This is a genomic window from Deinococcus aquatilis DSM 23025, assembly GCF_000378445.1.
Classification (GTDB): domain Bacteria; phylum Deinococcota; class Deinococci; order Deinococcales; family Deinococcaceae; genus Deinococcus; species Deinococcus aquatilis.
Genome location: NZ_KB899727.1, coordinates 15146 through 34475 on the forward strand (window position 1 = coordinate 15146; position 19330 = coordinate 34475).

Below are 19330 nucleotides of genomic sequence, written 5' to 3' on the forward strand. Positions count from 1 at the left end.
ATGTTATGTAAGTGTTTGTGGTTTTTCTATCTCTTCTAAAGCAATAAATAAATTCATTCATGATTTTAGACCAGAGAGAAATTTCCAGTGAAAGTGTTTTTAGTTGAATGAGGAGTCGAAATGACCAATACAACTCAACCTAAAAAGCTCTGGGGTGGCCGCTTTGCCGAAGCCACGGACGGACTTGTCGAACTGTTTAACGCCTCTGTGGGCTTCGATCAGCGCTTGGCCGAGCAGGATATTCGCGGCAGCCTCGCGCATGTGGCGATGCTGGGCAGCGTGGGCATTCTGGACGATACGGAAGTCGCGCAGATTACTGATGGCCTGAATAACGTGCTGGCCGATATCCGCGCCGGGAATTTTGAATGGCGACTGGACCGCGAAGACGTGCATATGAACGTGGAAGCCGCGTTGCGTGACCGAATTGGCCCGGTGGCGGGCAAGCTGCACACCGCCCGCAGCCGCAACGATCAGGTGGCGGTGGATTTCCGGCTGTTTACCAAAGAGGCGGCGCTGGATCTAGCCGACAAAACACGGGCTTTGCGGGCAGTCATGCTGGCCGAGGCCGAAAAGCACCTGGCCGACGAAGTGATTTTGCCGGGCTACACGCATTTGCAGGTGGCCCAGCCCATCTTGCTCAGTCACTGGTTCATGGCCTACGTTGCCATGCTGGAGCGCGATGAAGGCCGCTTCCGCGACGCTGCCGAGCGCATGGACGAATCTCCGCTGGGCAGCAGTGCGCTGGCGGGCACGCCCTGGCCCATAGACCGCCATAGCGTTGCCGCCGCCCTCGGGTTTGCCCGTCCTACCGCCAATTCTCTGGACGGCGTGGGCAGCCGCGATTTTGCACTGGAATTCCTGAGCGCCTGCGCCATTCTCAGCGCCCATCTGTCGCGCCTCTCCGAAGAACTGATCCTGTATTCCACCTTTGAATTCGGTTTTATCACGCTGCCCGATTCGCACACCACGGGCAGTAGCATCATGCCGCAGAAGAAAAACCCGGATGTGTCCGAGCTGGCACGCGGCAAGGCGGGGCGCGTATTCGGCAACCTGATGGGCCTGCTGACGGTGGTCAAGGGCACGCCGCTGGCCTACAACAAGGATTTGCAGGAAGACAAAGAGGGTGTGTTCGACTCCTACGACACCCTCAGCATCGTGCTGCGCCTGTATGCCGACATGATGCCCAAGACCGTCTGGCACGCCGAAAAAACCAAAGCGGCAGCGGCGCGAGGCTACAGCACCGCCACCGATGTGGCCGATTATCTGGCCCGGAGTGGCGTCCCCTTCCGCGAGGCCCATGAAGTCGTGGGCGGGCTGGTGGGCATTGCTTCGCGCTCTGGCCGCCAGCTCTGGGAACTGACCGACGCCGAACTGAAGGCCGCCCACCCGCTGCTGAGTGCAGAAGTAGCCCAGAACCTGACCGTAGAAGAAAGCGTGAAAAACCGCGCCAGCTACGGCGGCACTGCGCCCCTGCGGGTGCGGGAAGCGATTGCTGCGGCTAGGGCGGCGCTGGAATGACCTATTCAGAGGTTTGGGGGACGTTGGAACAGGGTTGGTGTGGCCCTGACGATGACATTTGGCGCGGAAAACTTGAGACAGAAGACGGCAATCTGTATCTCTGGATTGAGGCTCAAGAAATGCCTGACCTGCTGCCTCAACCTTTCCAACGCGCTCTTCTGCAAGAGGCTGTGACCGACTGGCAGGCGCTCAAACGTAAAGCAGTGGTTTATATGCGTGAGCGTATCTTGGCTACTCCCGCTCACTATGGTCTAGACCAAGACGAACGCCGCAAAGATGGCGGCCCGGACTGGTTACGGGCGAGTCTGGACGAGTATCTGCACGATTTCAAGCTGCGTCAGATCGGTGTGCCTGACCAGAGAGTTGATGCTCAGCAGGTCTACCTTGGGCTTGAGACTCACATGGACATTGAACATGGCTGTGCGGTTGAAATGAAGGCTGGGCAAGCTGTGTTCGATGGAATGTGGGCGGATTTCGGCTCCATGCTGATTCTTGAGAGCGAGTCGCATTCGAGACTGCTATGAGGCTAGAGCTAGAGCTGGACGGCACATTGCTGGGCAAGCGCCAGCAGGAATGGGCGCAGCATCTGGCGAACCCGGCCCAGAACCCGCTGCTTAACCGCGCCGAGTTTGCAGGCGGAGAAGTCGTGCTGGAAAACGACCTGTGCGTCTATACCTACGACAGCCGTTACACAGATGGCCTGCCATTCTCTGGCCTGATCGTGACCAAGCGCCCGTGTGCCACCGTATTCGACCTCACGCCCGCCGAAGCTGCTGCCACACACGCACTTTTGGCCGAAGTGAAGGCGCACCTTGACGCCACCGTGCAACCCGACGGCTATACGGTGGGCTGGAACGTGAACCCGGCGGGCGGGCAGCACATCCCGCATGTGCATCTGCACGTCATTCCCCGCTGGAACAGTGACGCGGCGGCAGGCGTGGGCCTCCGCTGGTTTTTCCGGCAGGTGGCAGACCAAGAAGCGCAGGCCAAATCGGTACAGGAACGACGACGAAGTCTGGCCGAAGCTTCCGCACCCGCCGCACCTCCGCCCGTTTCTGAATCTGAAGGAGTTCCCATGACTGCCACTGAACTCAGCACCATTCCCACTGTTCTTCCTCTGGCCCAGCAGCACGTCAAATTGCGCGAAGCCCTGCCCGCCGACTTCCCCGTGATTCTGGAACTGCTGACCCGCTGTGACCTGCACACATCAAGCGTGACGCCCGAAGGCAGCACCTACTGGATTGCCGACCTGAACGGCGTTCCCGGTGGCTGCATCGGCCTGGAGCATGGGCAGGGTGTGTCCCTGATCCGCTCTACTGCGGTGCTGCCCGACTCACGTTCTCAGGGTCTGGGCCGCGCTCTGGTGCGCAGCGCACTCACGCAGGCCAGTTTGCGCGGCGACCATACCGTGTACCTGTTCAGTCAGGAGGCGGGCGACTACTGGCGGCGGTTCGGGTTTGTGCCCACCAGCGGCGACGAGTTGTCGGCGGCCCTGAACGACGCGCCACAGGTCAAAAGTGGCCTGTGCCGGGGCTGGATTCACGAGGAACAGGCGTGGAAACTGACCCTTATCCATCAGGAGAGCGTGCAGCAGGAGAGCGCGGGGCAGTGAAACAGGGTGTGAATCCGGTTGCTGTCCGCACATGGGAGCGTTCCCAAATGGGCGCGGTGCGCTATGCTGTCGCCACGCAAAACCCAAGCGACCCGGACGCCCCCTCAGGCTTCCCCGCCGCGCCGTTCATTCCCACAGCTGGAGGCATCTACCATGACCGACTCATCTGTTCAAATTCGTCTCGCCAATGCCCAAGACAAAGACACCGTGGTTCGCGTGATGGAAGAAGCGGGCCTCAGCACCGAAGCGGCCCTGGCCGAAGGCACCACCTACTGGGTTGCAGAGCGCGGCGGGCAACCGGTAGGGGCCATCGGGCTGGAGCACGGCGACACGGCCTCCTTGCTGCGTGGAGCGGCCATTATTCCCACAGCGCGGGGCGGCGGGCTGGGCAGGCGCCTGGTCATGAGTGCCGTGGAATATGCGCAGGGACGCGGAGACCGCGCCATCTACATGTTCAGCAAGGGCGGCGACTGGGGCACCTTTGGATTTACGCAGGTGCCGCTGGCTGTAGTCATGGGCGACCTGCCCAACGCGCCGCAGATTCAGGCCTACAAAGCCAAAAGCGAGCGCCCCGGCGGAACCACATGGATGCGGGCACTGGATACGGGCGCAAGCAAAGCGTAAGTGGGGTTGTAGAGGGTGGATCGTGGATCGTCGTTTGGTCTAAATCTTTTCCCACGATTCACGTTCCACAATCCAGTTTCAGTCTTGGGGGCCACCCATGACCCTTTCCCTCGATTCCATCGCCGTTCCCGACCTGCACCCCGACGCGCCCCTCAGCACCCGTAAGGCCCGCCTTAGCGATATAGAGGCGATTCATGAGCTGATCGGATACTGGGCGGCGCGGGGATTGATGCTGGTGCGTTCGCGGGCACTGCTGGCCGAAACCATCCGCGACTTTCACCTGTATCTGGCTTCAGCCCACGCGGGCCACCCCGGCGGTCTGGCGGGTGTGTGCGGCCTGCACATGCTGGCCCCCGATCTGGCCGAGGTGCGCGGCCTCGCCATTCATCCGGCCATGCAGGGGCGTGGGCTGGGCAAAAAACTGGTGGAAGCCTGTGAGCAGGAGGCACGCGAAATTGCCCTGCCTGCCCTTTTTGCATGGACCTATCAGCAGGGATTTTTTGAAAAGTGCGGCTTTGTCCGCATCGACAAAACCAACCTTCATCCCAAAGTCTGGAGCGAATGCCAGCGCTGCGCCTTCTTTGAAAATTGCAACGAAATTGCGATGTTCAGAGAGCTGGGTTCAGGGAATTGATCTGACCTCTTCTCTGGCACAGGACATTCGCACGGGCCTGCATGACCGGGCCAACCCTGCCCTTGCTCCGGTCATGTTCGCCTATATGAAAGGCATCCAACCATTTTTGGGGGTGCAGACTCCAGCACGGCGCGAAATAGTCCGGGCAGCGCTGAAGTTTGAGCCTGACCGGGCGGCTCGCTTGGTTGCCGCCTCAGAACTGTGGGCAGGCGAATTCCGGGAAGAGCGGTATACGGCGCTCGACATTCTGGCAAGCAGTCGCCCCGGCCCCGCCGATCTGCCCTTTCTGGAAGGTCTGTTGCCAGAGGCCGACCATTGGGATCTTCTCGACACTTTGGTGCCGCTGCTGGCTCAGGCTTTTGCCGATGGGCAGCAGAGGCGCGAGCGGGTAGAAAGCTGGCGGGTCAGCCCCCACCTGTGGACGCGGCGGGCGGCAGTCCTGGCCCAACTGAAGGCCAAACACACCACCGATCAGGATCTGCTGCTGGGCACCATCCGCACCGTGCAGCACGAGCGAGAGTTTTTTATTCAGAAGGCGATAGGCTGGGCCTTGCGTGAGTACGCCAAAACCGATCCGCAGTGGGTGAGAGAAGCTGTAGAAACGCTGGGCCTCACCGGGCTGGCGCGGCGGGAAGCTCTCAAGCATCTGACCTAACCAAGCCCTCATCTGATGTGGGCGGTAGGCCAATATGCGCCTCCATCCGGCCTGCTGCCCCCTTAAGATGAACTCATGAAAAGAATGCTCTCGCTGACTTTGCTCCTCGCTGCCCTTGGTTCGGGGGCACAGGCCGCCACTCTGGCCCAGAATATGCCGGCTGGGGCGCTCCTGACTCTGGAAAGCAAGAATGCGGGTGGGGCTATAGACCGCCTGTTCGGGCTGGTGGGTCAGGTGGCTGAAACTGTCGGTGCAGACTCAGACTCTGAAATGGGCGACATCAGTCAGACTCTGGCTGGATTTCAGCAGATTTTGAAGGGATCGCTGGGACAGGAAAGCGCATTGGGGGTGTTCACGGTGGGCGCACCCGGCAAACCTTTTGCGCTGCATGTGCTGGCTGCCTCGCGCACCGATGACCTCTCCAAAGAGCTGCTGAGTGACATGCTGTCCGGCAAGCCCGGCGCGAAAGTCGGGCTGTATTCCTTTTCGCGGCAGGGTGACCTGTTCGTGGGCCAGTCGCAGGGATTGGTCTACATGTCCAGCAACAAAACCCTCCTGATGAACTACCTGGGCCGCCTGAGTGGCAGCACGGCCCCCCGCCTGCTGAATTCGGTGGCTTATACCACTCCTACTGCGGCAAAAGGCGCACAGGAACTCTCGTTCTTCGTCAATTTCTCGGCGGCAGCCAAAGTCGCCCGCAGTCAGTTCTCACGCTTCTTCCTGCCGCGCCTGCTGTCGCCCATCGTGGATGCCATCGATACTCTGGGCCAGTATTCGGCGGGATTCACCACCACGGCGGCGGGCCTGACCGGGCAATCGGCGCACGCAGTGAACTCGGCAGGCAAAGACAAACCGCTGAGCCGAATGCTGACCAGCACCACCGATTTTGCCGTGCAGAACATCATTCCTGCCAGTGCCGAAACGGTCAAAGCAACGGCCTGCGCCCCCGAGGCCAACGCCTACGCCGCCCGCTGGCTCACCCGCATCGATCTGCTTGATCCGGTGGGCTTCCTGACCGACAGCCAGCTTGCCAGCCACCTGGAGCGTTCGGCGCAGTACCTTGGCAACGAATGTGCTCAGGTGACGTTGGAGGGTGCGCAGGCAGCAGGCTTTGACGCCGCCAACCCGCTGAGCACCCTGGATTACAGCGTGACCTATCAGCGTGTGTCCGATCTGGACGCCGCTGAAGCGCATATGCCTGAATATACAGAGGCTGTGAATACGGCGCTGACAGGCCTGGCCCAGAGCCTGCGCGATCTGGTCAAGAACACGGATATGAGCGATCTGCCGGACATGGGCGGTATGAGCGAACTTCCCAGCGGTGCACAGGCAGGTGCATTGGCCGCCGCGCTCGGCAGCGTGGACAACCTGACCGATCTGATCGGCGGCCTGAAGATGGTGTATGCCTTCCGGGACGGCTACCTGATCACGGCTTTCAGCCAGACCGCCCTCGACGCAGCTCTGGACGAGGAAACTCCTGTATTGGCCGAGGACACAGACTTCAAGGTCGCCGAACTGAAAGCTCAGGGGTCGGCAGGCTGGCAGTATGCCCGCAACGCCGACGACGTAACCGAAGAACAGGTCATGGGCGTGTTTGCCAATGCCCTGCCCGAAGACCTGATGGACAGCGATATGGGGGATATCTTCAAGCCCGTGGGCAGCGTCCTGACCGATCTGATCAACCGTTACGACGGCATGACTTCCCAGAGCGCGGTCAGCGGCAATCTGATCGTCAGCAAATCCAACATCAAATTCGTCTGGTAAGACCGAATCCATCCATCTCAACAGCCAACACGCGGATCCTCTGTCCTGAATAAACGTTCCCAGCTTCCCTATTCATTCCAGATGCATTAAAATACGGCCTGCCAATGGGTGCGGCAAGCAAAAGAGGCTTTCCTGACTGCGTTTTGGTTGGGAAAGCCTCTTTTCTGGAGTGTATGAATACAACACCTTTGGTGCGGAGCTGTGCATCTCGCAGGTATTGCCCATCCGGATGCCCGCTATGATGCAGCACGCGCCATGAACTGCGTCCTGAGAGGCGCGAATGGAGGAGGACAGATATGAGTCTAATCAGTATGCTGAAAAAAGAACGGGCGATTTTGGCCCTCGAAGACGGCACGGTTTACCGGGGCTACGCGTATGGGCACCGGGGCGAAACGGTGGGCGAAGTGGTGTTCAACACCTCCATGACCGGGTATCAGGAAATCATGACCGACCCCAGCTACAACGGGCAGATCGTGACCATCACGTATCCGCATGTGGGCAACTACGGCGTAGCGATCTACGACATGGAATCCAATAAGCCCTATGTACGCGGCTTTATTTCCCGCGAGTTTTCCGGCACTTACAGTAACCACCGCGCCCAGCAGTCTTTAGAGGCGTTTATGCAGCAGTACGGCGTGGTCAGCATTCAGGGCATCGACACGCGGGCGCTGGTGCGCCGGTTGCGTTCGGGTGGCGTGGTGAAGGGTGTCATCGCCCACCGCTCCTACACCCATCCCGAAGACGCTTACGGCGAATTTACGCCCGCCGAAGAACAGGTCTATGTGCGCCGCGCTCAGGGTCATCAGGACATTGACGGCTTTGACATGACCCGCGAAGTAACCACCGCGCTGCCCTACGCTTTCCCGACCCTCCGCAGCGGCAAGCGCGTAGTCCTGATGGATTTTGGCATCAAGCACACCATTATCGAGCGGCTGGCCGAGGTGGGCATCGAACCTATCGTGGTTCCGGCCCACACGACCCCGGCGCAGATCATGGCGTTGCAGCCTCACGGCCTCTTTCTGAGTAACGGCCCCGGCGATCCCGCACCGCTGGAATATGCCCACAAAGCTGCCTGGGAACTGATGGGCCTGCTGCCCACTTTCGGCATCTGCCTCGGCCATCAGATTCTGGGCCTCGCGGCAGGCGGCAAAACCTTCAAGATGAAGTTCGGTCACCGGGGCGGCAATCAGCCTGTCAAAAACCTCTTAACAAACACGGTAGAAATCACATCTCAAAATCATGGATACGCTGTCGATCTGGAATCCATTCCCAATGGAGCCTTTGTCGCCACGCACGTGAACCTGAACGATGGAACATTGGAAGGGATGGCCCATACCCGTTATCCGGTGTTTTCGGTGCAGTATCACCCGGAGGCCAGTCCCGGCCCACACGACAGCCGCTACCTCTTCAACAGATTTATAGAGGAGATAGATTTATTTGATGGGGGTACTGGTACACCCGTTGCCAAAGCTTCTACGGGCCGCTTTGGGGTTTGACAAACACTCTTCGGACCGGGATGATGCTGGAGGCTGAGAAGTAAGAAATTTCATACTTCAATAGAATTGCCATTCTATACTCAGCAAGTACTCATCTTCAGCGGCCTCTGCCCACGCGTCAGAGGGTGTCAATGTTCACAGTCCTATTTTTGATTTGTGAATTTTTCGACATATAATTAGCTGTTCCGGAGCTATGAACCATCTGGCCTATACGGGCGCCTGCCAGATGCGGAGCGAGTGGCGCGACCGACAGAACTGTGGAGTTTTTTCCACGTCTGTCGGTCTTTTTTTGTATAGGAGGAGTTCACGTTGAACCGCACCCCTGTTGTTCTTTCCAGCCTGTGGCTTGGCCTGACGGTCATGGCCGTGGCCCAGACCACCCCGTCCACCAGCGGCACGGTCAACAAGGCCATCAAATTCGTGCTGGCACAGGATCTGATCAAGATCACCACTGCCGAGGGCAAAACCACCGAGCAGGTGATTCTGGCTCCCAAAACAGTGCTGCCCAACGACATTCTGCGCGAGGAAGTCAACGTGACCAACATCAGTGGTCAGGTGCTCAACGGGGTCCTGGTGGGCATCCCAGTACCCAAGGGGACCGAGTTTAGCGGTCAGGCGACGCCCAGCAACGAGCGCTGGAAGCTGCTGTATTCCATTGACGGCGGCAAATCGTACTCGGCCACACCGACCCGGACGGTGACAGTAACGGAAAACGGCAAAAGTGTGACCAAGCAGGTCGCTGCCCCGACCAACACGTATACCCACGTGCGCTGGACGCTCGCCACCCTCAAGAAGGACGAATCGTTGAAGCTCAGCTTCCGCGTCAAAGTCAAATAGCACCTCAGCCGTTCAGCCCCACTTATTGAGCAGGTTTTTGTCCGGAAGTTCATTTGCATTGTCAGGAAGTCGTTGAGTCCGAGCACTAAACAGGAGAACACATGAAGAAGTCTTGGTCGTTCATTTCTATGCTGGCAGCCCTCGCTCTGGGCACCGCCTCTGCCGCAGGCACCACCGCTGGCACGCAGATCATCAACAAAGCCGAAATCGTGTTCACGCCCGAAGTTCCCACGGGTACCACGCCTCCCACTCCTATCACTGTGCCTTCTAACCCTGTGGTGACCACGGTGCTGCCCGTGCCCAGCTTTACCATCACGCCCAACGATGAGGGTGCGGCTGGCCCCACCTTCGAGACCCAGAACAACGATCTGAAAAAACCACTGAAGCCCGGCGATACTGCCGTGTTTCATTACGTTTTGACCAACACCGGCAACGTGCCAAACGAAAGCTACGCCCTGACCAGCCTGACCGACAGTCTGTCCGGTGCGCCCAAGCCTACCGACGTGCGTTACTACCTTGATGCTGATAAAGATGGCGTTCTTAGCCCTGCTGAAATTACAGCAGGTCCTATCACGAGCATCACGGGTGTCAACCCCGGCGATACCGATGCCAAACAATTCTTCCAGGTGTACACGGTGCCCACCACCGCTGTAGACGGCAACAAGTTGGGTGCCGATCCCGTCGGTACGCGTCTGCCCAATGCGGGCACTAATCTCGAACCCGCTGCTCCTTTCACGCAGCCTGTCGATAACGACAACTACAACACCGTGACCGTACAGCGTACCGACGCTGGCGTAATCGGGCCTAAGAGCGATCCTGACGGCAACGGTACGCCCACCACGCCTGCCTACCCCTCCACCGATCCTACCCCCGTGACCGTGACGCCCACTGCGACCGATACGCAGGAAGCTCCCGCCACCACGACCACCACCCAGATTACCTTCACCAACACCGTCCAGAACAACGGCAACCGTCCTGATGTTTTCGATATCACCACTGTTCAGGACAACTTCCCCGGCGCAACGGTGGTCCTGTACACCAAAAACCCCGACGGCAGCAAAGGCCCCGTGTTGCCCGACACCGACGGCGACGGCAAGCCCGACACCGGCAGCCTGCAACCCGGCGAGGTCAAGGACATTCTGGTGCAGGTCACCTTCCCTGCAGGCACCCAGCCCGCCGATCCTCTGGTCAAGCCCACGGTAGTTGTCACGGCCACAAGCAGCAACGATCCCACCAAGAGCGACTCCACCAAGGACATCGTGAACCTGCCCAAGGTTTCGTTCGGTGATCCCACGCCGACCCCCGGCGGTGACATTACGCCTCCTCAGACCGGCACTCCACCCGTCGATTCCACTGGCACCCCGGTCAACCCCGGCACTCCCCAATGTGTTACCACCGTCACCAGCTACTTCGCTATGGAAGTCGCCAACCTCGGTACTGCTCCCGACCTGTTCAACATCAGTGGCGTAGCCCCCATCAAGCTGACCAACGGCACGGTTGTGAACACCCCTGTGACCTACTACCGTGACGTGAACGGTAACGGCGTGAAAGATGCTGGCGATACCCTCCTGACCGACAGTGCCGCCGACACCGACAGCATTCCCGATACGGGCCTCATCGCTCCCAACGCCGAAGTGAAGCTGATCGCGGCGCTGGCTATTCCCTGTGACGCTGCTGCCCAGACCATCGTGCTGAACCAGACGGCCACCTCGCCCATCAGCGGCGTAACGGTGACCGACCCCAACGACACGGTCACGGTGGGCACGACGCCTGTTGCCATGCCTGACAAGAAAGGCCCCGCGACTGCCAAGCCCGGCGAACTGATCACCTACACCATCGTGGGCAAGAACACCAGCAACGCCAACATCACCAAGGCGTTCGTGAAGGACACCGTGCCTGCCAACACTGCCTTTACGTCCCTCGTAAGTGGTGGCGTGACCAAGACGGCCAGCTGGACGGCCACCAGCACGGCAGCGGGTACCATTCTTTACAGCACCAACGGCACCAGCTGGAGCGCCACGGCCCCCGCCGTTCCTCAGGCGGATAGCACGACCTTCTACGCGGCTGTCGATACCAACGGTGACAGCACCATCACCATTGCCGACATCCTGAAGCCCGGCGAGAGCATCACCGTCACCTTCAGCGTCATCGTCAAGTAATCCTCTCCTGGCGCACCCTGCCTGCTTGGTGGGGTGCGCTCTGCACACCGAATCCCCCATTTTTCTTTGACTTTGAATCCCAGCTTTCTCTGACAACATAAGACTTCTTTTTCTCAACACTTCGGAAGATCAGACCCCTGAGTCCATTTCCGGGAGGCAACGTGCGTAAACCCTTTGTGCTCAATACGCTGGCGGCTCTGGCGCTGGCCCTCGCCAGTTCCGCGTTCGCCGCAGGCTCGCCCGCCGGAAGCGTGATTCAGAATCGGGCCTTCCTCGAATTCACGCCCGGTGAGGGGCAGCCCCCTGTGGTTCTTCCCTCTCCTCCGGTAGAAACCACCGTATTGCCTGTCTGTGCCGTCAGTGTGCTGCCCAATGGTACGCGGGCCGCGCCTGGTCAGAGTTACAGCCTGCTGCCCGGAGAAGACGCGGTGCTGCGCTATGTGGTCGCCAATACCGGCAACGCCAGTAACACGCTGTCATTGCAAGTAGCTACCGACGCGGCGTCCCAGTTCACGCCCGGTGACCTGAGCCTGCACATCGACAGCAACGGCAACGGCATCATCGACGCCAATGAACCCGCCGTGACCCAGATCACGCTGGCCGCCGACCAGACCGCAGACATGCTGGTGCAGGTCGCCACTGCCCAGAACGCACGCGGCGACGCCTTCCTGAACCTGATCGGCAGTTGCACGACCAATCTCACGGCAACGGCAGGCGAGCGCGACGAAGACAACGTGGCCCGCGTAACTGTCGGTGATCCGCCCACCCTCAGCGTGACCAAAACCTTCTCGCCGCCCAGCCTGAAACCCGGCGAAGAAACCACCGTGACTGTCACCGCCCGCAACACGGGTACAGGCGCTTCCCGCGAGGTGCTGATCACCGACATGATCAACACCGCCGCCATGAAAGACTTTATCTTCATTGGTGGTAGCGCCCGCCTCACCGACGCGCAATCTGCCGCCATTGGCAGCATCGAGTACACGCCCGACGGCACTGTTTGGCAAGCGGCCGAGTCCGTGCCTCTGGCGGGCTTGCGGGGCCGGATTTCCAGCCTTGCGCCCAATACCAGCGTTGTACTGTCTTTCCGCCTGCGTGCGCCCCTGACCGAACTGGGCACGCGCCGTAATATCGCCAACCTTGTCAGCAGCGACCAGACGGTAGAGGCCCCCGCTGACGTGACCGTGAAATATAACCCCGAGCTGGCGCTGGGGCCGGTGGGCAACCCGCGTGCCCTGCCGGGCGGCGAACTGAGCCCCAACGATCTGCAGGTCAAAGACGCGGCGGTGCTGGGTCAGGAAGTCTGTTTTGTCCAGACGGTGCAAAACCTGGGAGACCGCCCCGACACGCTGACCATCACGGGCCGCCTGCTGATCGGGGAAGCCGCCCTGCGCTTTACGCAGGTAGACGGCACCGCGATCACCGAGCCATTCCAGATTCCTAACCTTGCACCGCAGGCCACTCAGGATTTCCGGGTGTGCGTGACGCCCAGCAAGGCAGGCATGGGCACAGAAGCCCTGCGTCTGGAACTGACGGCCAAGAGCAGTGTGGGAGCCGCCGACAACCTGACCATCGACAGCATCCTGACCCTGGCGGCCAATGCCCTGAAACCCGTCAAGGCCGTGGACGCGGGCGACATGAAACTGGTGGATCCGGGTCAGAACCTGACCTATACCCTGACCTTCACCAACGCCCAGACCTTCGCCCTGACAGACGTGGTGGTGCGCGATAACCTGAACGTGATTCAGATTCTGGACGCCGCAGGCAAGCTGACCCGCACAGATACCCTGGAATTTGTGAGTGCCGATCAGGGGGGCGTACTGGAAGGCACCGAAGCTGTGTGGCGCTTTCCCAGTGTGGCAGCGGGCCAGACCTTGACCCTGACCCTGAAGACCCGCGTGCCTGCCACCACCCCTGACGGAGCGAGCGTCGTCAATACCTTTACCGTCTCCAGTGGTGAAATCCCCGCGCCCGTACCGTCCAACCCCATCAAAAACCCGGTGTTCGACGATGCCAATCTGACCCTCGTCAAGAGCAGTACGCCCGCGCTGGTGTCGTTTGGACAGGAGATCACCTACACCTTCACCGTGACCAACAAGAGCACTGCCGCCAACCTGACGCTGATCGAGGTGACGGACAATCTGCCCAAAGGTCTGGTGTATGTGGAAGGCAGCAGCACGCTGGACGGCGCGTCCATCACGCCCACTGTCACGGGCCGTCAGTATGTCTGGCGCATTCCTGGCCTCGCCGCCGGGCAGGTGGCCGAGGTCCGTTTCCGCGCCCTCGTGACACCCGATGCGGGCACCGAAATTCGCAACAGCGCAATCGCCTCAGGGATCTCGCCCGGCGGCGTGCCCACCAACCCTACGCCTCCCAGTACGACCGTGACCATCATCACCCCTGAGAGCATTTTCGGGCGCAGCACCGCCGATATCGTGGGCTACGTGTTCCTCGACCGCAACCGGGACGGCATTTACAACAAAGGCTCGGATGTGCCCTACCCCAATGCCCGCGTGATTCTGGCAAACGGACGCATTGCCCTGACCGACCTGGAAGGCCGCTACCACTTCGGCAACATTATGGAAGGCACGGTGGCTGTGCGCCTCGACCCGAACAGCGTCGTTCCCCAGAATCTCAGTGTGCCGCAGGACGCTGGTCTATCGGGCAGCCGCCTGGTGTACGTGCGGAACCTGACCAGCATCGACTTCCCCCTCGCCCCGGACGGCGGCGACATCGCGGTGATCCGCGACACCACCCTGCGCATGCGCGGCGGCCTGCCCGAAGCTCAGAACAGCTTTGCCGTTCGCAAGCAGGTCTTCACCACCGAGGAGACGGGCGTGTACCGCGTGCAGCTGATTCTATCGGCCAGCGCAGACCTGCCAGGCTTTGAACTCACCGATCCCTTGCCCGCTGACGCCACGCTGCTCGACGGCCAGAACGTCCTGAATTTCGACACGCTTCCCAGTGGAGAACGGGCGGTCACGTACCGCTTCCGCTGGGCAGGCGATTCCAAAGGTGCCGTCACCGACCCGACGGCCAGCTGGAGGTACTGAGTGAAACGCGCTCTGACAACCCTCACGGCGGCGCTGCTCAGCACAGCCGTCGCCCAAGAAATCGCCACTTCTCTGCCCATGACCAGCATCGGCAACAAGCTGATGTGGACGGTCGGTGATCAAGACCTGAAACTGGTGGTGGGCCTGAGTTCCCGCGTGCAGCTTGATGTCTACGGGGCACAGTTCGATCCGCAGGATTACCGTGGTGACAACTACTACGGCGATGAGAACTATTCGACTGAACGCCCCAAAGTACCGGTCACCAGCACATTTACGCTGATCGATGCGAGTGGGCAGGTGGTCAAAGAGCAGAACTTCGGTGTGGGTGCCCAGGACTGGCAGACCTTCCTGAATGCCGACCTGCCCGCTGGAAACTACACCCTGAGGGTTCGCACCGAGGGTAGCGGTAAAAATACCTTCGCCTTCCGCCTGAACTCCATCAGCGCCGCTGTGGAAGCCGAGCACCTGAACGTCACCATCCGGTCGAACGACTGGGTTCCGGCGCTGAATGTGATCAATCCCGGCGGCGACATGAGCATCCGGATGTACGACGGCGACGGCGCGGGCGAACTGGAAGCCGAACTGCGCGACGCGGCGGGCAACGTCTATCCCCAGAAGGTCAGCGGCCAGTTGCAGTGGGACGACATTCAGGTGCCTGCCGAGAAGGGGAACTACACCCTGTATCTGCGCCAGCCCAAGGGAACTTTTCAGTATTCCAACTCGGTCGGCTTTGAGCTGAGTACTGGCCCGATCAAGGTTGTGGTGGCCGATACCACCGGACGCCTGGAAGTGCTGGCCGAACTGGTGCTGCCCGACGAGGTGCTGCCCACGCAGGCGACCGTAACTGTTGGCGAGCAGGCTTACAACGTGAACGGTTCGGTCGGCCCGCTGACTGTGCCTGCCAACGACTACCCGGTCAAGGTGGAGCCCATCAAGGGCGCGGTCGTTACCTCCGACAAAGAAACCGTCACGGTCGTCAAAAAAGAGACCGCGCAGGTCAAGGTACAGGTCAAGCCCGATGTGGCTCTGTCCTTCAGCGCCGACAAGCCGGAAGTGTGTGTGGGCGACGTGGTGACCTTTACGGCCCGTGCCAGCACCGAATTTGTGCGTCAGACCCTGCCCGCCCAGTTGCGTGTCAAGTTGCCTGCGGGCTTCACGGCTGCCGGAGAAACCACTGCCACCGCCCGCATAGATGCCAGCAATCCCAGCGTTCTGACCTTCGAGGCCAAGGCCGATACGGCAGGCAGCGGAGACTTTACCGCGACCCTGTTGCCCTGGAACAAAACTCAGGCTCTGGGCGTCAAGGTGCTGCCCACCGCCACCCAGATCGAACTGCGCCGCGCACCTCTGGCCCCCACTCTGGCCGGAGAAGTGGTCACGGTCAGTTTGACGGTCAAGAACACCAGCGCCGCAGACGCGCCCTATACCCTCACCGATACGCCCGGCGAGACGCTGGAAGCCCTCGATCCGGTGGTCTTCAGCGGCACCCTGAAACCCGGCGAAGAACAGACCCTCAGCTACCGCGCCCGCGTGCGTGGCGACGCCGGAGCCGAAGGCCAACTGAACGCCACCCTGACCAGCAACTGTGAGAGCAGTCAGACGGTGGGCGGCGTCCTGGGCGTGCAGACTCCGCCGCCTGTGGTGGTCGCTCCGACGCCTGTGGTATCGGTGGCCCGTGAAAGCACGGTGCGGATTCCCTTCGACGCGCCCAAGGCGGCCACCCAGATCGTCATCGCGCATCAGCCGCCCGCTGCTTCGGTGTATGTGCCCGGCACCAGCACCCTCAGCGGCAAGGCGATTGCCGACCCCCAGACCGGTCCCAGCGGGAAGTTTTACTGGACGACCCCCGGTGCGGCCACTGGCGTACTGACCTACCGCGTGACGCATGAGGGCAGCCTGCCCGCGCTGGCAAGCCCCACCCTTATCGGCAAATACGCCAAAGACCGCCTGGAAGTCCTGGTCGGTGACGGCCAACTCGACGACCTGAAAGCCCTCACTTCGCTGACCCAGAGTGCGGTGGCCGCGAATGAAAATGCCGGGGCTGTGAAGTTACCCCTCGACGGGGCCGTCTTCCGTGACCGCGACCGCATCACCATTGCCGTGCAGGGCGACGTGACCGACAGGGCAGTGCCCAGTATCAACGGCGCACCCATCAGCGCGGCGACCCTCGGCAAGACTGTCGTGGACGCTACGGGCACGACTCAACGTCAGGAATATTTCGGGATTCCGCTGCGTACCGGTGAAAACACCATCACCTACGGCGGCCAGAGCATCAAAGTGTTCCTGTCGGGCAGCCCGGTCGCCGCCCAATTTACGCCCCAACAGCTCATTGCAGACGGTGTGACTCCCCTGCGCGTGGGTATTCGCCTCACCGACGCTGCCGGAATTACCACCGCCAGCTCCAACGTGACGGTGCAGGCCGATCTGGAAGTCACCCAGGGCGACAGCCAACCGCGTGTGGGGTCGTATCAGGTCAAATTGACCGATGGCGTGGGTGTGCTGGAACTCGAACCCCTCAGCGCCCCGACCAGCTTTACCGTGCGCCTGCTGCTGGGCGAAAAAGTGATCAGCCGCTCGTTCGAGGCGGTGCCCAGCAAAACCCGCGTGGGCATCGGCATGCTCAGCGTGGGCGCAATCTTGCAGCAGGGCGGCGACCTCTCGGGCACCGTTGCCAGCGAAGGCCGGGTGCACGGCTACCTGGAAACCCCGATTGGCGACGGCAAACTGTACGTGGCCGCCAGCGGCGCAGTAACCGGGCAGGGCACCACCTTTACCCGTGATCTGGGCGTCAACCTGCCCACCACAGCCAATCCGCTGGTGCGTTACTCCAACTACGGCGATTCCTCCAGCGAGCAGATTCCGTTGCAGGGTATCGACCCCATCGCTGCCCGCTACGAGCACCCGGCCTTCAATGTGCAGTACCGCCAGTCGGCTGTGCCGGTCGATGTGTTCAATGTCGGGGTCACGCCCACGGCGCTCAGCGGCTTTACCCGCAGTAACCCGCAGGTGTCGGGCTTTGCGGCCTTGTTGCCTGCCGACCTGATCACCAAAACCTTTGCAGCCAACGGAACCCGCATCCTGACGCTGGGCAGCAGCGACCTGCAACCCGACAGCGAAACGGTAGAACTGGTCACCCTGGACCGTCTGACCGGAGCCGAGCAGATTCAGACCCTCCGGCGTCTGACGGACTACACCCTTGATCCAGCGGCGGGCGTGCTGTCTTTCCAGCGCCCCATGAATCTGGTCGATGAGCGCGGCAACGAAGTGCGTGTGCGCGTGTCCTACCGCCTGAACGATCCCCTCGGTGAGCGTCAGTTGGCGTGGGGCGTACAGGTCGCTTCTCGCCTGGGCGATTCCCTGAAAGTTGGGGCCGCTGTGGTGCAGATGGACAGCGTGACCTCGGTGGGAGCGCGTGCCCAGTACGACGACGGCACCAGCCGCGCCGACGTGCTGGCCGCCTACGCCGGATCGGGCCTGCTGCTGAACGGCACGGCCAGCGCCCAGACCGACCGCTTCAGCGCCAGCGGCAGCTTCCGCCTTCAGGGAGACGGTTATACGGGCCTGAACAGCGTCAAACCCGGTCTGGCCGTGGCTGCCGACGCCACCTATAAACTCAGCGACCACTTTGGCGTGAATGCACGCGGCACCTACCACCGCGAAGCCGACACCAACAACAATCCCAGCGACGATGTCAGCGGTGGCTACGCCGACCTGCGCGGCCTCTATACTTTTGCCCCATTTACGCTGGGTGCGGGGATCCGCGCAGGCGTCGGCGATCAGCAGGGCTTCGGCGTGGTGGGCAGCGTGGGCTATACACGCGGCGGCACCAGCCTGACGCTCGACCACGCCCAGGGCATCAGCGGTGACCTCGCCACAGTCACCACCCTGAAAGCCAGCGTACCTGTGGCCGAAAACGTGACTGCCGAAGCTCTGGACGTGTATACGTGGGGCACCGGGCACCGCGCCTCGGTGGGTCTGAAAGCCAAACTGGGGATGACCAACCTGGCCCTGAACTACGATCTGCCCACCGCAGACGGCGCAGGCAACCGTGCCCGCTTCGGCGCAGATACGGCCCTGCCGCTCTCCGACAAATTGTCGCTGGGCCTGAACGGCAGCTACGTGATGGATCTGGCAGGGGATGAGGATGGCTGGAACACCGGAGCGAGCCTGCGCTTCAAGGAAGAGCGCCTGAGTGCCACCGTCGGCGGCGATCTGAGCAGTGTGGGCGAGGGTGGAGTTCGCGCCGTACTGAAGGGCGGAGCCGCCTACAGCTTGAACGACGAATGGACACTCAGCGCAGACGGCACCCGCGTGTTTGCCGCCACTGCCGCCGAAAGTGGCAGCGCGTTCGCAGTCTCGGGGACGTTGCGGGCCAGCCAGTGGCAGGGCCTCGCCTACCTGCGTTACAAAGGCGGCGTGCTGGCGGGCGGTAAACCCGAAGTCATTGCCGAGGCCAACCTCGAATACCACGTGCCCAAATACGCGGTGCGCGGTGGTCTGGCTGCCCGCTCACTGCTCGACACACCCGGTAGCCTCACCTATCAGGCGTCGGCCAGCGGCACCTATTACGTCACCGACCGCCTCGGCCTCGGCCTGGCTGCCCGCGCCCTCGTGCAGCCCGCCACCAATGTCAGCGCCGTCAGTTTGGGCCTCGAGGGCAGCTACCGTGTCCTGCCCGGCACCTGGGTCACGGCAGGGTACAACCCGCTGGGCTTTCAGGGCATCGGCACCAATATCTACACCCGTCAGGGCGCGTATCTGCGCCTCGACCTGATGCTCGACGATGGACAGCCCAACGGCGTCCGGGTGGGTTCGGGGTCTCCGGCCTCGATTCCAGCGGGCCTGACGGCCTCGGCTGATCCTTTCTCGGCTCTGGCCCCGGCTCCAGCCTCAGGCTTTCCGGTTCTGCCAGGGGATCGCTGATGGATGCCTTGTTTCAGAGTGGGTTATCCAAATTCATATCTATACGCTTGTCCGGACT

At 61.3% G+C, this 19330-nt stretch carries 12 protein-coding genes and 1 riboswitch; all 12 genes read left to right on the forward strand.

The genetic code is table 11. The features are described 5' to 3' along the window. Positions 1 to 120 precede the first annotated feature (120 nt). The 12 genes from argH (at position 121) to F561_RS0116485 (ending at position 19272) form a co-directional block, all read left to right on the forward strand. Positions 121 to 1518, forward strand: coding sequence for an argininosuccinate lyase (gene argH, locus F561_RS0116425; protein ID WP_019011059.1), 1398 nt, complete (start codon positions 121 to 123; stop codon positions 1516 to 1518). Next, positions 1515 to 2042, forward strand: a complete 528-nt coding sequence (locus tag F561_RS0116430; protein WP_019011060.1) for a hypothetical protein — start codon at positions 1515 to 1517, stop codon at positions 2040 to 2042. The genes argH and F561_RS0116430 overlap by 4 nt, the downstream gene beginning before the upstream one ends. Next, a complete protein-coding gene (locus F561_RS30055; protein WP_245556555.1) occupies positions 2039 to 3130 on the forward strand; it encodes a GNAT family N-acetyltransferase in 1092 nt (363 codons plus the stop codon). Before F561_RS0116430 ends, F561_RS30055 begins: the two co-directional genes overlap by 4 nt. Positions 3131 to 3283: 153 nt before the next feature. Next, a complete protein-coding gene (locus F561_RS0116445) occupies positions 3284 to 3754 on the forward strand; it encodes a GNAT family N-acetyltransferase (RefSeq protein WP_019011062.1) in 471 nt (156 codons plus the stop codon). Between the two features lie 97 nt (positions 3755 to 3851). Then, a complete protein-coding gene (locus F561_RS0116450; RefSeq protein WP_019011063.1) occupies positions 3852 to 4388 on the forward strand; it encodes an N-acetyltransferase in 537 nt (178 codons plus the stop codon). After that, positions 4336 to 5043 carry a DNA alkylation repair protein gene (locus F561_RS0116455; RefSeq protein WP_169389530.1) on the forward strand — a complete coding sequence of 236 codons (708 nt, stop codon included), beginning with the start codon at positions 4336 to 4338 and terminating at the stop codon, positions 5041 to 5043. The genes F561_RS0116450 and F561_RS0116455 overlap by 53 nt, the downstream gene beginning before the upstream one ends. Positions 5044 to 5118: 75 nt before the next feature. Then, a complete protein-coding gene (locus tag F561_RS0116460; protein WP_026298996.1) occupies positions 5119 to 6807 on the forward strand; it encodes a hypothetical protein in 1689 nt (562 codons plus the stop codon). Positions 6808 to 7118: 311 nt separating this feature from the next. Further along, positions 7119 to 8303 (forward strand): glutamine-hydrolyzing carbamoyl-phosphate synthase small subunit, encoded by a 1185-nt coding sequence (gene carA / locus F561_RS0116465; RefSeq protein ID WP_019011066.1) that lies wholly within the window; start codon positions 7119 to 7121, stop codon positions 8301 to 8303. 177 nt (positions 8304 to 8480) lie between these two features. Beyond that, positions 8481 to 8564, forward strand: a riboswitch (cyclic di-GMP riboswitch). A 48-nt stretch (positions 8565 to 8612) separates the two neighbouring features. Then, positions 8613 to 9140 (forward strand): hypothetical protein, encoded by a 528-nt coding sequence (locus F561_RS25730; protein ID WP_019011067.1) that lies wholly within the window; start codon positions 8613 to 8615, stop codon positions 9138 to 9140. Between the two features lie 101 nt (positions 9141 to 9241). Further along, complete coding sequence (locus F561_RS0116475) at positions 9242 to 11299, forward strand: DUF11 domain-containing protein (RefSeq protein ID WP_083922502.1); 2058 nt, start codon at positions 9242 to 9244, stop codon at positions 11297 to 11299. A 161-nt stretch (positions 11300 to 11460) separates the two neighbouring features. Continuing rightward, complete coding sequence (locus tag F561_RS0116480; RefSeq protein ID WP_019011069.1) at positions 11461 to 14349, forward strand: DUF7927 domain-containing protein; 2889 nt, start codon at positions 11461 to 11463, stop codon at positions 14347 to 14349. Then, positions 14350 to 19272: a DUF11 domain-containing protein gene (locus F561_RS0116485; RefSeq protein ID WP_019011070.1), complete on the forward strand. Its 4923-nt coding sequence runs from the start codon at positions 14350 to 14352 to the stop codon at positions 19270 to 19272. The last annotated feature ends 58 nt before the right edge of the window (positions 19273 to 19330 follow it).